Source organism: Tropicimonas aquimaris (assembly GCF_042676185.1).
GTDB classification, from domain to species: domain Bacteria; phylum Pseudomonadota; class Alphaproteobacteria; order Rhodobacterales; family Rhodobacteraceae; genus Tropicimonas; species Tropicimonas aquimaris.
Genome location: NZ_JBHTJT010000044.1, coordinates 12,667 through 30,141 on the forward strand (window position 1 = coordinate 12,667; position 17,475 = coordinate 30,141).

General features: G+C 64.9%; 18 protein-coding genes. 9 read left to right on the forward strand and 9 right to left on the reverse strand.

Translation table 11 applies throughout. The features are described 5' to 3' along the window. Positions 1–59: 59 nt before the first annotated feature. Positions 60–2,408 carry a DNA topoisomerase IV subunit A gene (locus ACFQ2S_RS18170; protein ID WP_386076646.1) on the reverse strand — a complete coding sequence of 783 codons (2,349 nt, stop codon included), beginning with the start codon at positions 2,406–2,408 and terminating at the stop codon, positions 60–62. Positions 2,409–2,559: 151 nt separating this feature from the next. Between ACFQ2S_RS18170 and ACFQ2S_RS18175 the strand changes: the two genes are divergently transcribed. The 7 genes from ACFQ2S_RS18175 (at position 2,560) to ACFQ2S_RS18205 (ending at position 7,547) form a co-directional block, all read left to right on the forward strand. Beyond that, positions 2,560–3,198, forward strand: a complete 639-nt coding sequence (locus tag ACFQ2S_RS18175; RefSeq protein ID WP_386076648.1) for an SH3 domain-containing protein — start codon at positions 2,560–2,562, stop codon at positions 3,196–3,198. Between the two features lie 120 nt (positions 3,199–3,318). Next, positions 3,319–3,894 (forward strand): SH3 domain-containing protein, encoded by a 576-nt coding sequence (locus ACFQ2S_RS18180; protein ID WP_386076649.1) that lies wholly within the window; start codon positions 3,319–3,321, stop codon positions 3,892–3,894. A gap of 60 nt (positions 3,895–3,954) precedes the next feature. Continuing rightward, positions 3,955–4,785: an SDR family oxidoreductase gene (locus ACFQ2S_RS18185; RefSeq protein ID WP_386076650.1), complete on the forward strand. Its 831-nt coding sequence runs from the start codon at positions 3,955–3,957 to the stop codon at positions 4,783–4,785. A gap of 60 nt (positions 4,786–4,845) precedes the next feature. Next, on the forward strand, positions 4,846–5,049 hold the full coding sequence (locus ACFQ2S_RS18190; protein ID WP_089233293.1) for a twin transmembrane helix small protein: 204 nt from the start codon (positions 4,846–4,848) through the stop codon (positions 5,047–5,049). A gap of 1 nt (position 5,050) precedes the next feature. After that, positions 5,051–5,623: a cob(I)yrinic acid a,c-diamide adenosyltransferase gene (locus tag ACFQ2S_RS18195; RefSeq protein WP_386076652.1), complete on the forward strand. Its 573-nt coding sequence runs from the start codon at positions 5,051–5,053 to the stop codon at positions 5,621–5,623. Positions 5,624–5,859: 236 nt separating this feature from the next. Next, positions 5,860–6,621: an electron transfer flavoprotein subunit beta/FixA family protein gene (locus ACFQ2S_RS18200; RefSeq protein ID WP_386076654.1), complete on the forward strand. Its 762-nt coding sequence runs from the start codon at positions 5,860–5,862 to the stop codon at positions 6,619–6,621. Beyond that, positions 6,621–7,547 (forward strand): FAD-binding protein, encoded by a 927-nt coding sequence (locus ACFQ2S_RS18205; RefSeq protein WP_386076656.1) that lies wholly within the window; start codon positions 6,621–6,623, stop codon positions 7,545–7,547. Before ACFQ2S_RS18200 ends, ACFQ2S_RS18205 begins: the two co-directional genes overlap by 1 nt. Before the next feature lie 76 nt (positions 7,548–7,623). On the opposite strand, the gene ACFQ2S_RS18210 is transcribed toward ACFQ2S_RS18205, so the two are convergent. Beyond that, entirely contained in the window at positions 7,624–8,448 is an 825-nt protein-coding gene (locus tag ACFQ2S_RS18210) for a DUF6473 family protein (protein ID WP_386076657.1), read from the reverse strand. Between the two features lie 182 nt (positions 8,449–8,630). Between ACFQ2S_RS18210 and ACFQ2S_RS18215 the strand changes: the two genes are divergently transcribed. Beyond that, on the forward strand, positions 8,631–9,506 hold the full coding sequence (locus tag ACFQ2S_RS18215) for a 3-hydroxybutyryl-CoA dehydrogenase (protein WP_386076659.1): 876 nt from the start codon (positions 8,631–8,633) through the stop codon (positions 9,504–9,506). 67 nt (positions 9,507–9,573) lie between these two features. On the opposite strand, the gene ACFQ2S_RS18220 is transcribed toward ACFQ2S_RS18215, so the two are convergent. From ACFQ2S_RS18220 to ACFQ2S_RS18250, 7 genes are all read right to left on the reverse strand, one after another. Beyond that, positions 9,574–10,428 carry a lysophospholipid acyltransferase family protein gene (locus ACFQ2S_RS18220; protein WP_386076701.1) on the reverse strand — a complete coding sequence of 285 codons (855 nt, stop codon included), beginning with the start codon at positions 10,426–10,428 and terminating at the stop codon, positions 9,574–9,576. 84 nt (positions 10,429–10,512) lie between these two features. Beyond that, complete coding sequence (locus ACFQ2S_RS18225; RefSeq protein ID WP_089233287.1) at positions 10,513–10,791, reverse strand: HPr family phosphocarrier protein; 279 nt, start codon at positions 10,789–10,791, stop codon at positions 10,513–10,515. Further along, a complete protein-coding gene (locus ACFQ2S_RS18230; RefSeq protein WP_386076661.1) occupies positions 10,792–11,193 on the reverse strand; it encodes a PTS sugar transporter subunit IIA in 402 nt (133 codons plus the stop codon). A gap of 1 nt (position 11,194) precedes the next feature. Continuing rightward, positions 11,195–12,127 (reverse strand): RNase adapter RapZ, encoded by a 933-nt coding sequence (gene rapZ, locus ACFQ2S_RS18235; RefSeq protein WP_386076663.1) that lies wholly within the window; start codon positions 12,125–12,127, stop codon positions 11,195–11,197. Further along, positions 12,124–12,597, reverse strand: a complete 474-nt coding sequence (locus tag ACFQ2S_RS18240; protein WP_386076664.1) for an HPr kinase/phosphorylase — start codon at positions 12,595–12,597, stop codon at positions 12,124–12,126. The genes rapZ and ACFQ2S_RS18240 overlap by 4 nt, the downstream gene beginning before the upstream one ends. A gap of 16 nt (positions 12,598–12,613) precedes the next feature. Then, positions 12,614–14,302, reverse strand: a complete 1,689-nt coding sequence (locus ACFQ2S_RS18245) for a sensor N-terminal transmembrane domain-containing protein (RefSeq protein ID WP_386076665.1) — start codon at positions 14,300–14,302, stop codon at positions 12,614–12,616. Positions 14,303–14,324: 22 nt separating this feature from the next. Beyond that, a complete protein-coding gene (locus tag ACFQ2S_RS18250; RefSeq protein ID WP_089233282.1) occupies positions 14,325–15,026 on the reverse strand; it encodes a response regulator transcription factor in 702 nt (233 codons plus the stop codon). Between the two features lie 416 nt (positions 15,027–15,442). Between ACFQ2S_RS18250 and ACFQ2S_RS18255 the strand changes: the two genes are divergently transcribed. Then, positions 15,443–17,305, forward strand: a complete 1,863-nt coding sequence (locus ACFQ2S_RS18255; protein ID WP_386076667.1) for a phosphoenolpyruvate carboxykinase (GTP) — start codon at positions 15,443–15,445, stop codon at positions 17,303–17,305. The last annotated feature ends 170 nt before the right edge of the window (positions 17,306–17,475 follow it).

Below are 17,475 nucleotides of genomic sequence, written 5' to 3' on the forward strand. Positions count from 1 at the left end.
CGTTCGGAAGTATCGCGGGGGACGGGGGCGGCGCCCCATTCCCCCGTGTCAGCTGAAAATCAGGTGAACCTGTTGTCGCGCGGGAAGCCGTAGGGCGGCTGTCGTCCAACCGAGGCGCGCTTCCCGACATATGGCGAGAGGTCTTTCTCGTGGCGCACCTGCCCGTTGGGCATGGTCCACTTCAGCCCGTCCTCGCCGCGGAAGGTGGTCAGGTCCGACAACCCGCCATCGAGCTCGAGCGTCCCCTGCCGTCCGCGGGTCTGGTTGTATTTCTGGATCCGCACGCCCTTGCCCCGGGTCATTTCCGGAAGCTCGTCGACAGGGAAGACGAGGAATTTGCGGTTCTTCGAGATCACCGCCACGTGGTCGCCCTCGATCGGCTTGCAGATCACCGCCGTGACGTCGTCTTTCACGTTCAGCACCTGCTTGCCAGCGCGGGTCTGCGCCAGAACCTCGTCGGACGGCACCACGAACCCGTCGCCCGCCGAGGACGCCACCAGCAGCCGCTGCCCGGCGCGATGGATCATCAGGTCCACGATCTCGGTCTCGTTCGGCAGGTCGACCATCAGCCGGACCGGCTCGCCCATCCCGCGCCCACCGGGCAATTGCGAGGCGGAGAGCGTGTAGAAACGCCCGTTCGAGCCGAAGATTAGCAGCCGGTCGGTGGTCTCGGCGTGGAACAGGAAGCGGCCCTCGTCGCCGTCCTTGAACTTGAGCTCGCTGTCGAGAGCGATGTGGCCCTTCATCGCCCGGATCCAGCCCATCCTGGAGCAGACCACGGTGATCGGCTCGCGGTCGATCATCGCCTCGAGCGGCACCTCGGTCACTTCGACGGCCTCGGCAAAGCTGGAGCGGCGTTCTCCGCCTGGGGCCTTCTTGCCGAATTTCGCGCGGATTTCCTTCAGTTCCTCGGCGATCCGGGCCCATTGCAGGCCTTCGTCGTCGAGCAGGTCCTGCAGCCCGGCGCGCTCCTCCATCAGGGCCGATTGCTCGGCGAGCAGTTCCATCTCCTCGAGCCGGCGCAAGCTGCGCAGGCGCATGTTGAGGATCGCCTCGGCCTGGACCTCGGACAACGAGCCTTCTTCACCCTTGGCCAGCGGCGCCGGCGGCACGTAATCGGCCTCGCTGAGCGCCCGCGGGAATTCTCGTCCCCAGGTCTCGCGCATCAGCGCATCCTTCGGCGCCTCGTCGTAGCGGATGATCTCGATCACCCGGTCGAGGTTCAGGAAGGCGATGATGAAGCCCTCGAGCACTTCGAGGCGGTGGTCGATCTTTTCAAGCCGGTGCTGCGAACGGCGCACAAGCACGTTCTGCCGGTGGTCGAGGAAGGCGCGCAGCACCTCCTTGAGCGAGCAGACCTTGGGCGTGCGGCCGTCGATCAGCACGTTCATGTTCATCGAGAACCGCGTCTCCAGCTCGGAGGTGCGGAACAGCATGTTCATCAGCACGTCGGCATCGACGTTGCGCGAGCGCGGCTCCAGCACGATGCGGATGTCCTCGGCGCTTTCGTCGCGCACGTCGGCCAGGATCGGCACCTTCTTGGTCTGGATCAGCTCGGCGAGTTTCTCGATCAGTTTGGACTTCTGGACCTGATAGGGGATCTCGGTAACCACGATCTGCCACTGGCCGCGCCCGGTCTCCTCGATCTCCCAGCGGGAGCGCAGACGGAAGGCGCCGCGCCCTGTGCGGTAGGCCTCCGCGATGTTCTCGCGCGGCTCCACGATCACGCCGCCGGTCGGGAAATCCGGGCCGGGGATGTAGTTGAGCAGCGTCTCGTCGCGGGCGTCCGGCGTCTTGATCAGATGCAGGCAGGCGCCGATCAACTCGTCCAGGTTGTGGGGCGGGATGTTGGTGGCCATGCCGACCGCGATGCCGCTCGATCCGTTGGCCAGAAGGTTCGGGAAGGCGGCCGGCAGCACTTCGGGTTCGGTCAGCGTGCCGTCGTAGTTCTCGCGGAAGTCGACGGCGTTCTCCGCAAGGCCCTCCATCAGCGCCTCGGCGGCGGCGGTCAGCCGGGCCTCGGTGTAGCGCGATGCCGCCGGGTTGTCGCCGTCGATGTTGCCGAAGTTGCCCTGCCCGTCGACCAGCGGGTAGCGGATCACGAAGTCCTGCGCCAGGCGGGCCATCGCGTCGTAGATCGCGGCGTCGCCGTGCGGGTGATAGTTGCCCATCACGTCGCCGGAAATCTTGGCCGACTTCCGGAAGGCCCCGGTTGCGGTGAGCCGAAGTTCCCGCATGGCATAGAGTATCCGCCGGTGGACCGGCTTCAGCCCGTCACGAGCGTCCGGCAGCGCGCGGTGCATGATCGTCGAGAGCGCATAGGTCAGGTAGCGCTCGCCGATGGCCCGGCGCAGCGGTTCGGACGTCTCAAGAGGTTGGCTTTCGGGGCGGTCCGCGTCGTCGCTCATGGCCTGCTGTGTAGCCAAGCGCGTGGCGGCGAACAAGCGGTTCCGCAATTCTACCTAATGGGCGGTATGGGCTGCTTCGTGATATGTTCGTCGAGCTCGATGTGATTCTGCTGTTAATTCGTGAGACGTTTTTGACTGAGGGGGATGGAAGATGCTCGGACGGTATGTGACCGGGACGCTGCTTGTTCTGGGTGTAGCGATGCTCATGGCGCCGCCGGCGCCCGAAGCCGACGTCGAGGACGTGCAAGTCACCCGCAGCGAGACGTCTCCCACGGCGCTGAACGCGCCAAAACGTGTCGACCTCGCCAAGGCGTCCGATGCCGCGCCCGTCGCAGTCGCGACCGCCGATGCCGCGCCGGTCGCCGCTTCGTCCGAGGATGCCGATGCCGTCCACGCCGCAATTCTCGAAGCGCTGAGCCTGGACCAGTCTGAAGATGCACCTGGCGCAGAGCAGGCAAGCGTCGAGCCCGCGTCTCTTGCCGACACGGATGAACCCGACGGGGAGCCCGTCGGCCTGATGGCCGGGCTTGGCGATCCGGGCTTCCTTGCCGTACCGACCGAAAATGTCCGCGATGCCGAAGCACAATCCGCCGGGTCCTCGCGCTTTCTGGTGACTGGCAACCGCGTCAACGTCCGCTCCGGGCCGTCCACGGCCTTCGATATCGTCGGATCGGTCGTCGCCGGAGATGCTGTCGAGCTTGTTGCCTTCGCTGGCGACGGCTGGGCGCAGATCCGTCTGCCCGACGGGCCGGAAGGCTACATGTCGCGCAATTTCCTGCAGGAAGAATAGCGCCGGAGAACGGCCGACTGGCGCATCGAAATTCGGGTGCAGCGGGCGAGATATTCCGGAACGTGGAACAATTTCCATGTGGGGGCATTGATCTTGCAAGGTTTTTTGCAGGAGTTGACGATGCTTGGACGCTATGTTGCCACCACGCTGACGGTTCTCGGTTTCGCCATGCTGGTCGCGGATGAGGACACTGCCCCGGGGCCGAGCCTGTCGGAGACGCCACTCCTCGCCCAGTTCGTGGCGCGCGTCGACTCGCGATCCGGCGGGGCGGTCGAGGTGTCGCGCACGGCCTTCGACCCGGCAGCGGTTGCGGCAGAGGATGCCGGAGCCGACGCGCCCTTCGAGGTCGCCTCTGCAAACCTGCCCGACGAAATGGTCCGGCTCGCCTCCGCCGGGGCGTCTGCCGAACCGGAGGACCGCCTGCCCGCCCAGGCTGCGCGGGTCCCCGCGGCCTCTGCGGGGGCCACCCCCGCCGCGACGCCCGACGCGGATCTGCTGCAGGTGCTGGGCAACCGGGTCAACCTGCGCGCCGGCCCGTCGACGCGGCACCCGGTGGTCGGCTCTGCCGGGCGGGGCGAGAAGGTCGAACTCGTCGCCTACGAGGGACCGGACTGGGCCCGTATCCGGCTTTCGGACGGCGCGACGGGGTTCATGTCCCGCCGCTTCCTCGTCCGTCCTGAGGCCGTGGACGGCTGACCACTTGCACCCCTGTCCCGGACGCGCCATGACGCGCGGAAACTGGCAGGAAGGGCAGGCATGGCGCAGAAATCCATTCTCATCACCGGATGCTCCTCGGGGATCGGCCTCGCATGTGCGCATGATCTGAAAGCGCGGGGCTGGCGCGTGTTCGCCACCTGCCGGAGACAGGAGGATTGCGCCCGGCTCGAGACCGATGGGCTCGAGAGCTTCCGCCTCGACTACACGGATGTCGACAGCATAAGCGCCGCGGTAGCCAAGGCGACCGCCCGCACCGGCGGCACGCTCGACGCGCTCTTCAATAACGGCGCCTTCGCGGTGCCCGGTGCGCTCGAGGATCTGCCCACCGACGGGCTGCGCTCGATCTTCGAAACCAACCTCTTCGGCTGGCACGAGCTGACGCGGCAGGTGATTCCGGTGATGCGCGCGCAGGGGCACGGCCGGATCGTCCAGTGCTCCTCCGTCCTCGGGCTGGTGCCGCTGAAGTGGCGCGGGGCCTATGTGGCGACGAAATACGCGCTCGAAGGCCTGACCGATGTGCTGCGGCTGGAGATGGAGGACACCGGCATACGGGTAGTCCTGATCGAGCCCGGGCCGATCACGTCGAAGTTCCGCGTGAACGCGATCCCGCAGTTCGAGCGCTGGATCGACTGGCGCAACTCGCCGCGCGCCGAGCAATACGAGACGAGCCTGCTGCAGCGTCTCTACAAGGATCGCGGCAAGGACCGTTTCGAACTGCCGCCCGAAGCGGTGGCCGCCAAGCTGCTGCACGCGATCGAAAGCCCGCGCCCGCGCCCGCGCTACTACGTCACCACGCCCGCCTATATCATGGGGGCGCTGCGGCGCCTGCTGCCGACCCCGGCGCTGGACGCGATCATCCGCAAAGGGTGAATTGGGCTTCGCAATCCGGAACGCGCGAGCTATGTCCTGACCAGACCCGGGGGGAAACCGATGCTGAACGATCCACTATTCATCGTTGTCGCCATCGCCGTGCTGTTGGTGCTGGCGATCCTGCTGACCGGTATCGGCGGTTTCGCCAAGGGTGGCGAATTCAACCGCAAGCACGCCAACCGGATCATGCGCTACCGGATCTATGCCCAGTTCGTGGCGATCATCCTGGTGCTGGCGTTCGTCTATTTCCGGCGAGGGGGCTGACATGGTCATTCTGAACAGGATTTACACGCGCACCGGCGACAAGGGCACGACGGCCCTCGGCAACGGCACGCGGGTGCCGAAACATGCGCTGCGGGTCGAGGCCTACGGCACCGTGGACGAATGCAACGCGACCCTCGGGCTGGCCCGGCTCCATGCCGATGGCGAGCTCAACGCCCGGCTCGCGGCGATCCAGAACGACCTGTTCGATCTTGGCGCCGATCTCTGCCGCCCTGAGATGGAAAAGGATGCCGAGGCAGAATACCCGCCGCTGCGGATGGTCGCGACCCAGGTGGAGCGGCTCGAGGCCGAGATCGACGCGATGAACGCGGACCTGTCGCCGCTGCGCAGTTTCATCCTGCCCGGCGGCTCGGCGCTGGCCGCGCATCTGCACCTCTGCCGGACGGTCTCCCGCCGGGCCGAACGGCTTGCGGTGGCCCTGACGGAAGTGGAGTCGGTCAACGAGCACGCGGTGAAATACCTCAACCGCTTGTCCGACTGGTTCTTCGTGGCCTCCCGCATCGCCAACGAGAACGGCACCGCCGACGTGCTCTGGGTGCCCGGCGCCAACCGCTGAGCAATGTGTCAGGAACGTTCGCTGGATCGCCCCTCATGCGCTGGCTCGGGGCTCATACGGCCTGCGAGATGCTCGCGAAACAAAATTACCTGCCGCGACAATAAACGCGGCGTCTCGTGCGTGTCGGGGGTCGCTTTTTGGCTGTCCGAGCGACAGGGGCTCCGTTAGGAAGTGTTCCGATGGTAACGAAATGCAACTTGCCGGTCGCCTCGACCGGCCCAGAAGGAGACACGTGAATGAAGGTCCTCGTACCCGTCAAGCGCGTGATCGACTACAATGTGAAGGTCCGCGTCAAGGCGGACGGAAGCGGCGTCGATCTTGCCAACGTGAAGATGTCGATGAACCCCTTCGACGAGATTGCCGTCGAAGAGGCGATCCGACTGAAGGAAGCCGGCAAGGCCGACGAGATCGTCGCAGTCTCGATCGGCGTCAAGCAGGCCCAGGAAACACTGCGCACCGCGCTGGCGATGGGCGCCGACCGTGCGATCCTCGTCGAGGCCGCCGATGACGTTAGCACCGATATCGAGCCGCTGGCCGTCGCCAAGATCCTCAAGGGGATCGTCGACGAGGAGCGGCCCGGGCTGGTGCTTTGCGGCAAGCAGGCGATCGACAACGACATGAACGCAACCGGCCAGATGCTGGCCGCGCTGCTCGGCTGGGCCCAGGGCACGTTCGCCTCCGAGGTCGACGTGGACGGCGAGGCTGCAGTGGTGACCCGCGAGGTCGACGGCGGGCTTCAGACCATCAAGGTCAAGCTGCCGGCCGTTCTGACCGTGGACCTGCGCCTCAACGAGCCGCGCTATGCCTCGCTGCCCAACATCATGAAGGCCAAGAAGAAGCCGCTCGATACCAAGACGCCTGCCGATTACGGCGTCGATGTCGCGCCGCGACTCGAAGTGCTCAAGACCAGCGAGCCCGAGGCCCGCAAGGCCGGCGTGATCGTGGGTTCGGTCGATGAGCTGGTGGCGAAACTCAAGGACGAAGCGGGGGTGCTCTGATGGCTGTTCTTCTTCTTGCCGAAGTGACGAATGGCGAGCTGGCGCTGGACGCCACTGCCAAGGCCGTGACGGCCGCGGCGCAGCTGGGCGACGTGACCGCGCTTTGCGCCGGTGCTTCCGCGGCGGCTGCGGGCGAGGCCGCGGCCAGGATCGACGGTGTCGCCAAGGTGCTGGTCGCCGAGGGCCCCGAGCTGGGGCACCGGCTGGCCGAGGCTACCGCGAACCTGATCGTGTCGCTCGCCGGTGACTACGACCACATCGTTGCGCCGGCCACCACCGACGCCAAGAACATCCTGCCGCGCGTCGCCGCGCTGCTGGACGTCATGGTGATCTCGGATATCACCGCTGTGGTCGATGCCGACACGTTTGAGCGGCCGATCTACGCCGGCAACGCCATCCAGACGGTGAAGTCGCGCGATCCGAAGAAGGTGATCTCGATCCGCACGTCGACCTTCGACGTCGCGGGCGAGGGCGGCCCGGCTCCGGTGGAAACCATCGGCGCGGGTGCCGGCTCCGATCTGTCGGCCTGGGTCGAGGACAAGGTCGCGGCCTCCGACCGGCCCGAGCTGACTTCGGCCGGCGTGGTCGTCTCCGGCGGTCGCGGTGTCGGTTCCGAAGAGGACTTCAAGATGATCGAGGCGTTGGCCGACAAGCTCGGTGCCGCTGTCGGCGCCTCGCGGGCTGCGGTCGATTCCGGCTACGCGCCAAACGACTGGCAGGTCGGCCAGACCGGCAAGGTCGTGGCGCCCGAGCTCTACATCGCGATCGGCATCTCCGGCGCGATCCAGCACCTCGCCGGCATGAAGGACAGCAAGGTGATCGTCGCGATCAACAAGGACGAAGAGGCGCCGATCTTCCAGGTCGCAGATTACGGCCTTGTCGCGGACCTGTTCCAGGCTGTGCCGGAGTTGACCGAGAAGCTCTGATCCGGGGCGCCGGAAATCGACAAGGGGGGCGTGCCCGAGCGGGCGCGCCCCTTTTTCATGCCGCACGCTCTTCGGATTACGGCGCCTCTATCAGGCCTTCGAGAACCGGGACGAGCGCGGCCGCGGCTTCGATGTGGACTGAGACCCCGGGCGTCTGCCGCGCCGCCTGCGCTTCCAGTTCGGAGAACACCATGCCTTCGGTGTTGAACTCGTTCATTGCCGGCATGTGCACCACTTCGATGATGTCATCCACGAGCGGGCGGATCTGCTCCAGCATCCGGCGGTCGACGAACAGCGGGTCGAGCACGTGATCCTCTTCCTCCGGCGTCCGCTCGGAGAGCCAGAGCAGCACCTTGCGGCATTCGAGCGCTTCCATCCAAGAGCGCATCCGCGCCACCCAGGCGGCTTTCAGTTCCTCGACCACAAGGCCGAATCGCCGCTCGCAATGGTCCTGGAGCGCCTGCAGCATGTGCCGCGTGAAGGCATATTCGGTGAAATCGACCTCGCGATAGATCGTTTGCATGAGCGCCGACGGGCCGATGAATCGATCGTTGCGGCGTGGATGCACCGAGTAGAAACGGTTCGACATGTTCTGCGCGCCCAGCACCTGGATCACCGCGACCTCGGCCCGGCTGGCGATCTGCGTCAGGGGCTGATCGCGGGTGTAGACGTCGATTCCGGCATTGACGCATCCCATGTTGATCGTCGGGAAGCCGAGCGCATCGCCGACGAGATCGGCAAAGGGGTATTCGATGAACTTGCCGTAGGTCTCGGTTCCGCCGAAGAACACGGCAAAGCGCCCCTCGAGCGGCTTCTTCGGCCCGCGAAACAGCAGCCTGGATTTGCCATATCGACACGGCAGATAGTCAAGGGCACCATCGCCCGGATGTTCGAAAGCCATCCCCACACCTCTTTGATTACTCACCCGAGGAGCAGAATCAGGGCTTTCGATTTCGATTTCCCTAAAGGTAAAGGTTGAGACGATTTGGAGCGGCTCTTGCGGGGCGGTCTTTCTGGATCATTTCGCAGGTGCAGCATATGCTCCGCGCAAGAGTCGCAATTCAACCACGGAAGGTGGGACCGATGGACATCAAGACCGTAGGCATCGTCGGGGCGGGTCAGATGGGCAACGGCATCGCGCATGTCTTTGCACTGGCCGGCTATCACGTACTGCTTAACGACATCAGCCAGGAGGCGCTCGATCGCGGCCTGGCGGTGATGCGCAAGAACCTGGAGCGGCAGGTTTCCCGGGAAAAGATCTCCGCCGAGGATCGGGATGCTGCGCTGGCGCGGATCTCGACGACGCTCAAGCTGACGGATCTGGGAAACTCGGACCTGATCGTCGAGGCAGCCTCGGAGCGCGAGACCATCAAGACCGCGATCTTCGAGGATCTCCAGCCGCATCTGAAACCCAATACCATCCTGACGTCCAACACCTCCTCGATCTCGATCACCCGTCTGGCCAGCCGCACCGACCGGCCCGAGCGGTTCATGGGCCTGCACTTCATGAACCCGGTACCAATGATGAAGCTGGTCGAACTGATCCGCGGCATCGCCACCGACGACGACACCTACCAGTCGCTGCTGAAGGTGGTCGCCTCGCTCGGAAAGACTGCCGCGATCGCCGAGGATTTCCCGGCGTTCATCGTCAACCGCGTGCTGCTGCCGATGATCAACGAGGCGATCTACACGCTCTACGAAGGCGTCGGGAACGTGCAGTCGATCGACACCGCGCTGAAGCTCGGCGCGGGGCATCCGATGGGGCCGCTGGAACTGGCCGATTTCATCGGTCTCGATACCTGTCTCGCGATCATGCACGTGCTGCACGAGGGCCTGGCGGATACCAAGTACCGCCCGTGCCCGCTGCTGGTGAAGTATGTCGACGCCGGATGGCTCGGGCGCAAATCCGGCCGGGGCTTCTACGATTATCGCGGCGAGACGCCGGTTCCGACGCGCTGAGGCAACTCTGGTGACGGGGCTTCATGCCCCGCACGCACCCCTGTGAGCGCCGGCATTTGGAGGACGTTCAGCTGTCGCGCAGGCTCAGAGTCTGCTCGCGCAGCCAGGACATGAAGCCGCGCGGGTTGCTTGCCCATTCCGCAAGGGCGGGGCGTTCGATCACCGGGCCGACGATCGGTGCCTGCGGCTTGTTGAGGGCGTGGACGACCTCGTAGAGCAGAAGGCCCTGGCGCAGGGTCGCGGAGACCCGGTTCGCCATCTGGTACCAACGCGAATTTCTGCCGGGGAAGAAGATCGGCTGCACGCGGGCGCCCGAGCGCTGGATCATCTTGGCGGTGAAGGGGTTCCACTCGCGCTCGACCGCGGGGCCAAAGAGGCTGTCGGAGGATGCAACGACGCCGGAGGGGAACAGGACGATACAGCCGCCGTTCTTCAGATGCTCCATCGCCCGGCGGCGCATCTCGAGGTTCTGCTGCAGCGCGTCTTCCTCGTGCGCAAACGGTACGGGGATCATGAATCGGTCGATCTCTCCGACGCCGGTCAGCAGCGACCGGGTGAGGATCTTGTAATCGGTGCGGCGGCGGCCGATCAGTTCGGCCAGGACCATGCCGTCGACAAGCCCGTGGGGGTGGTTGGCGACGATCACGAGCGGGCCGGTCTCGGGGATGCGCGCGATCTGTTCCGGCGGCGTCCGCAGGGCGATCCCCATCACGTCGAGCGCCTGTTTCCAGAACGCCTGACCGTCGGGCACGCCCATGGCCTCGAACTTGCGGATCAGGCGGAGCAGCCGCAGTTTGCCTGTCAGCGCTTCCATCGTGTGGATGATGCCGACCTGCAGCGGATTCTCGAAGGTGTTGGCATAGGACAGGCGGCGCCGGTCGTAGGGTTGGTCGGCGAGATTGCCGTCTCCCTGTCCGATCAACTGACGCGTCGGACGGCGGCTTACGAGCACGGGCCTATGCTGTGTCGATTCCACCAAGCCGGAAGAACTCCTTGCCGATCCGCCTCACATATCCTCGCCGAACCGGTTGGCGACGAGATCAGCCAGGGCCTTCGCAAGTTCCTCGGCCTGCGGGCCGCTGGTCTCGACCTCAATAGAGGTTCCGCGGGAGCCTGCCAACATCAAAAGGCCCATGATCGAGTCGCCCGCTGCGTCAAGTCCGTCCTTGCGGACTTCGGCCTGGGCGTCGAACGCCTCGACCGTTTCGACGAACTTGGCCGATGCGCGGGCGTGCAGGCCCTTCTCGTTCACGATCTCCAGAACCTGTACAATGCTCTTGGTCATTCAATGTCCGTTCCCGGATGTGCCGTCAAAACTGTTGATATACTTGCGCCCTGCCTTGAGTGCCGAATGGACCGCGTCGTCGACCGACATCTGTCGGGACTTTGCCAGCTTGATCAACATCGGCAGGTTGGCGCCGTACAGGATCTTGCGATTGGCCTTGTCGCAGGCCCTGAGCGAGAGGTTGGAGGGCGATCCGCCGAACATGTCGGTAACCACGACGACACCGTCGCCGACGTCGACCTCGTTCGCGGCATCGATGATCTCGGTCTGCTTGGCGACACGGTCGTGCTCGGGTGCTATGGCGATCGCCAGCATCCCGTCCTGCTTGCCGACGACATGTTCGACGGCTGAAAGATACTCGTTCGCCAAGCCGCCGTGGGCGACGATCACGATGCCGATCACCTCAAGTCCCCGCTTGCGCTTCGGCGCCGATCTGCGCGTCGCGTCGCTCCAGTTCCCGATGCCTAATTGACACCTGCCAACCGGCATCCGCAAGGGCATTCCCGAGCCGTTCGGCTAGTGTCACGGAGCGGTGTTGCCCTCCGGTGCAGCCAAACCCGATCGACAGGTGGGATTTGCCCTCCTCAACATAGGCCGGCAGCAGCAGAAGTGTCAGATCGCGGACCTTGTTGAAGAAGGCGTCGTGCCGCTGGTCGGCGGCAACATAAGCCGAGACCTCCGATGAGCGTCCGTCGAGGCCGCGCAGGGCCGGATCCCAATAGGGATTCCGCAAGAAACGGCAGTCGAACACCATGTCGATGCCGCGAGGAAGACCGCGCTTGTAGGAGAACGAGTGGATCGAGAGCGCCAGGCGGCTGTCCTTGCCGCCGCCGCCGTACCAGCGGCCGATCTCGGCCTTGAGGTCGTGCACCGTCATCTCGGAAGTGTCGATCTTGATGTCCGCGCGCTGCTGGATCGGCTCAAGCAGGTCGAACTCGCGGGCAATCCCCTGGGCGGGGCTTTCGGCCGGGGCCATCGGATGGCGGCGGCGGGTCTCCGAGTAGCGCTTGAGCAGCACGTCGGCGTTGCTGTCGAGATAGAGGATCTCCACCCGGCCTTCGCCGAGGCTGTTGACCAGATCGAGGAAGGCCGCGACGGAGAAGTCGCGGTTGCGGGTGTCGATTCCAAGCGCCAGCGCGGGCCCGTGCGGCTCTCCTTCGAGCAGCCGGGGCACCAGGCTCAGCGGGATATTGTCGATCACCTCGTAGCGAAGGTCCTCGAGCGCCCGGATCGCGGTGCTGCGCCCGGCGCCGGAGGGGCCGGTGACCAGCACCAGCCGCGGTGCGGCGGTCGGCGGCAGGTCTTCTGGCAGGTTGTCGGATGGGTTCTCGGTCATGGAGTGTCGCGTCGTTCGAGGAGGCATTGAAGCAGGCCGCTGGCGGAGACGGGGGGCGGCGGGCGGTGGAGCAAGGTGATCCTCTGTCCCAAAAGGATGATCTCGCGAAGCGGTGGCAGCCGGTCAGTTTCCTCCCGGTCGAGGTCGATTGCAAGGGTGACCCGGGCTTCGGACACGAAGGGCAGGGTCAGGATGCCGATGTGGCGGGCCTCGATCCGGCCGGCGATGCTGTCGGGCGGCGAGGCAAACAGGATGTCGCCGCGCCTTGCGAGAAACGTGCCGTCGTCGGAGACCAGGGTGGCGCCAAGCCCGACGAGATCGAGCGCGAGGCTGGATTTGCCGCTGCCGGAGCCGCCGAGGATCAACAGCGCGCGGCCATCCATCGCCACGCAACTTGCGCGCACGAGCGTCTTGTCATCGTCGAGAAAGGCGCCGTGGGCGGCCGCGTCGATTTTGCTCTGGGCCGACATGGATTGCCTCCCCGGCTCAGACCGGCAGGCCGACCACGAAGCGGGCCCCCAGCGGTTCGGAGGTTATGTCGGCATCTGTCGGGCGGATGTTTTCCGCCCAGATAACCCCACCATGGGCTTCGACGATCTGCTTGGAGATCGCGAGGCCGAGGCCCGAGTGGTCGCCGAACTGCCCCGGTGGACGTTCGGAATAGAACCGGTTGAAAATCTTGGTCAGCGCCTGTTCGGGGATGCCGGGGCCGGTGTCCTCGAACACCACGAGCACACGGTTCTCCCGCTTGCGGACCCAGACGCGCACGGCGTCGCCTTCCTCGCAGAAGCTGACGGCGTTGGTGATCAGGTTGACGAAAACCTGCGCCAGCCGCGCCTCGAGCCCGTAGACCATGATCGGCTGCTTGGGCAGGTCGGTGATGAACTCGACCCCTTTCGACTTGGCGTCCTCGCCGAGATAGTCGGTGAGGTTGTGCAGCATGTGCAGCAGGTCGAACTGCTCCTCATCCTCCTTGACCAGTTCACTGTCGAGCCGGGAGGCGTTTGAGATGTCGCTCACCAGCCGGTCGAGGCGGCGAACGTCGTGGTCGATGACGTCCAGCAGCTTCTCCCGCTGATCTTCCCGCTTGGCCACCCGCATCGTGCCGACAGCGGAGCGTAGCGAGGCCAGCGGGTTCTTGATCTCGTGGGCGACATCCGCGGCGAATTGTTCGTTGGCGTCGATCCGATCGTAGAGCGCGGCAACCATGCCGCGCAGCGCGCCGGAGAGCCGGCCGATTTCGTCGGGGCGGCCGGTCAGGTCGGGGATGCGCACCCGGCCCGGCGCCATCTTGCGGGCGTTGCGGTCACGCCCGATCTCGGCCGCGGCGGCGAGATCGGAGAGCGGGTTGGCGATGGTGGAAGCGAGCACGAGGCTCAGGCCGATCGAGACCAGGATCGCGATCACGAACATCTGGAGCACCTGTTCGCGCTCCTTGCGGACGAGGTAGTCGACCTCTCCCGCGGCGGAGGCGGCGGCGACGATGCCGACGATCCGCTCGCCCTGCAGGATCGGGCTGGCGACAGCAAAGAGCGTTTCCCCGTTCGCGTCGACACCGGTGGCCATCGGGGCGTTGCCGGCCTCCACACCCTCCAGCAGGGCCTCGGCGAGGCGCTCGCCGTCGGCGCCGGGAACGTCCGGGGCGCCGGGGGTCAGGAGGCGCGAGGTGCCCTCCCAAATGGAGTTCAGGAAGTCGGTGATCACGGTGGAACCGTCCGGCGTCTCGAGATCGAGGGCGGGACCCGAGCGGTGAGCCACCTTCTTGCCGGAGGTGTCGTAGACGAAGACTTCCACCCCGTGCGACAGGGTCAGATTGTCCAGCGTCGATTGCGGATCGATCCCGTCGCCGCCGGCGAGACTGACCGGCGCGTTGCGGGGGATCTGGACCTCGAAGACATCAGCTATCAGCCCGGCTTCGGAATGCAGCCCGTTGACCCGCTGCTCCGTCAGGCTGTCGCGAAACGGATTGAGATAGAAAACTCCGCCGACCAGTATGAGGAGGCCGATCAGGTTGAAGGTAATGATCTTCCGCGCCAGCGGGGACCGGTTGAGCGTCAGATACCCACGCCGTTCGCGCTTGCGTCGAACGTCGGCGTCCGAGGTCTCGGGCGTTACCCAGTCTTCGCCCAGAACAACGTCACTGTTTACTTCGTGCCTTGTGTCGCGCACACGCATGGTCCCTTTCGGGGGCAGAGGGTCACTCTTCGTTATAACGATACCCGATTCCGTAAAGTGTTTCGATGGCAGAAAACTCCGGATCGACGCTGCGCATCTTCTTGCGGAGGCGCTTGATGTGGCTGTCGATCGTGCGGTCGTCCACGTAGACCTGATCGTCGTAGGCGACATCCATCAACTGGTCGCGGCTCTTGACGAAACCCGGGCGCTGCGCGAGCGCCTGCAGCAGCAGGAATTCGGTCACGGTGAGGGAGACGTCCAGACCTTTCCAGCTCACCGAATGGCGCAGCGGGTCCATGGTCAGTTCGCCGCGCACCAGAACCTGCGAAGTCTCCGGCTCCCCTGCCTCGTCGGCGGAGATCGCTTCCTGCCGGCGCAGCAGAGCGCGGATGCGTTCCACCAGAAGCCGCTGGGAGAAGGGCTTCTTGACGTAGTCGTCCGCGCCCATCCGCAGGCCGAGAACCTCGTCGATCTCGTCGTCCTTCGACGTCAGGAAGATCACCGGCATCGAGGTCTTCTGGCGCAGGCGCTGAAGAAGATCCATTCCGTCCATGCGGGGCATCTTGATGTCGAGCACGGCCATGTCGGGGAGCCTTCTGTTGAAGGCGTCCAGGGCGGACTGGCCGTCGTTGTAGGTTTCAACCTCGAAACCCTCGGCTTCGAGGGTCATGGAAACGGAGGTCAGGATGTTCCTGTCGTCGTCAACAAGCGCGATGCGCGACATGGCGGGGGTTCCTCGTACTGCTCATGTTCCACTTTTGTCACATTTTCATGTGTCGCCACACAGGAATCAACAATGAATGCGAATCGCGCATGTTTGGCAGGCCCAGGGGACACCAATTTCGGAAACGAATGGCTAAATTACATCACATGGCGGCCACGGCATGGCGGACATGCAAAAAGTATACCGTGGCATGTAGTGCGCGAAACCCTGACATTCACAACCGGAAACAGCGACATGGTGGCGCTAACAATCGGGCCCTGTGACGGTTCATTTGCGTCTGGCAGGTGATATATGAGCGGCAGGCGGCGCAGGGATAGCGGCCCGAGGGGAACGCGCTCCGGATGACCCACCCCCACGCGATTGGGGGAGCAATCGGAGCAAGCCTGCGCAGCGTTGCTGCATCCTAGGAGGAAAGCATGGAAGCTCTCACGGCCAAACCGACCAAAAATGCCCGACTGCTTGAGTGGGTCGACAAGATGCAGGCCCTTTGCAAGCCTGACAAGGTCGTGTGGTGCGACGGGTCCCAGGAAGAATACGATCGGCTCTGCCAGGAGATGGTGGATGCAGGGACCTTCATCCGTCTGAACCCCGAAAAGCGCCCCAACAGCTATCTCGCCCGGTCTCACCCGTCGGACGTTGGTCGTGTCGAGGATCGGACCTTCATCTGCTCGAACAGCAAGAACGACGCTGGTCCGACCAACAACTGGGCCGACCCGTCCGAAATGCGCGAGACCCTGAACGGCCTGTTCGATGGCTGCATGAAGGGGCGGACGATGTACGTCATCCCGTTCAGCATGGGTCCGATCGGCTCTCCGATCGCGAAGGTCGGCGTCCAGATCTCCGACAGCGCCTACGTCGTTACCAACATGCGCATCATGACCCGCATGGGTCAGGCCGTCCTCGACTCGCTTGGCGAGGATGGTGATTTCATCCCCTGCATGCACTCCGTCGGCGCGCCGCTCGAACCCGGCCAGGAAGACGTGCCGTGGCCGTGCGAAAGCGACATCCAGAAGAAATACATCGTGCACTTCCCCGAGACCTACGAGATCTGGTCCTACGGGTCGGGCTACGGCGGCAACGCCCTGCTCGGCAAGAAGTGCCTGGCGCTGCGCATCGCTTCCGTGATGGCCCGCGATGAAGGCTGGATGGCCGAGCACATGCTGATCATGGGCATCGAGTCTCCCGAAGGCGAGAAAACCTACCTCGCCGCCGCCTTCCCGAGCGCCTGCGGCAAGACCAACCTCGCCATGCTGGTGCCGCCGAAGGGCTTTGAAGGCTGGAAGGTCACGACCGTCGGCGATGACATCGCCTGGATCAAGAAGGGACCGGGTGGCGAACTGCGCGCGATCAACCCCGAGGCGGGCTTCTTCGGCGTGGCCCCGGGCACGAACGAGGCCTCCAACCCGACCGCCGTCGAGACGATCAAGAAGGACGTCATCTACACCAACTGCGCGCTGACCGACGATGGCGACGTCTGGTGGGAAGGCATGACCAAGGAGCCCCCGGCGCACCTGATCGACTGGAAAGGCAACGACTGGACGCCCGACAGCGACGCCCCCGCGGCGCACCCCAACGCCCGCTTTACCGCGCCTGCCGCGAACTGCCCGTCCATCGATGACGAGTGGGAAAACCCGGCCGGTGTGCCGATCGCCGGCTTCGTATTCGGCGGCCGGATGAGCAAGGATATGCCACTGGTGTTCCAATCCTTCAACTGGAGCCACGGCGTCTACCTCGCCGCGACCATGGGATCGGAAGCCACCGCCGCCGCGATCGGCCAGGCCGCGATGCGGCGCGACCCGATGGCGATGCTGCCCTTCTGCGGCTACAACATGGCCGACTACTTCGGGCACTGGCTGAATATCGGACGCCGCGTTTCGAACCCGCCGCGGATCTTCCGTACCAACTGGTTCCGCAAGGACGAGAACGGCAAGTTCATCTGGCCGGGTTTCGGCGAGAACATGCGGGTGCTGAAGTGGATTGTCGACCGCGTCCACGGCCGCGGCTACGCTGTCGAAAGCCCGATCGGCTGGATGCCGCGTCACGAGGACCTCGAATGGGCCGGCCTCGATTTCCCGGCCGAGAAGTTCTACCAGCTTATGGAGGTCGGCCGCGAAGCCGGTGCCAAGGAAGCGCATGCCCACGAAGAGCAGTTCGACAAGTTCTTCGACCGGCTTCCGAAGGAGTTCATCTTCGAACGCGAACTCCTGCGCTCGCGGCTGTGGCGCTCCCCCGACCAGTGGGAACTGGCGCATGAGGACGTGGTTCGTCCAGAGGCGTGAACGCATTGAATTGAGGAAGGGGGCGGTTTTCACCGCCCTCTTTTTTGCGCGCGGCAAACGCCCTGAAATGTTCGCGCTAACCAGTGGCACTTGTCGCAGTCCAAGATCGAATTCCCGGTGTTATACGAATCTTGCGGGGCCGGATCGGCCTTGCTGGCAGGCACGTCGCC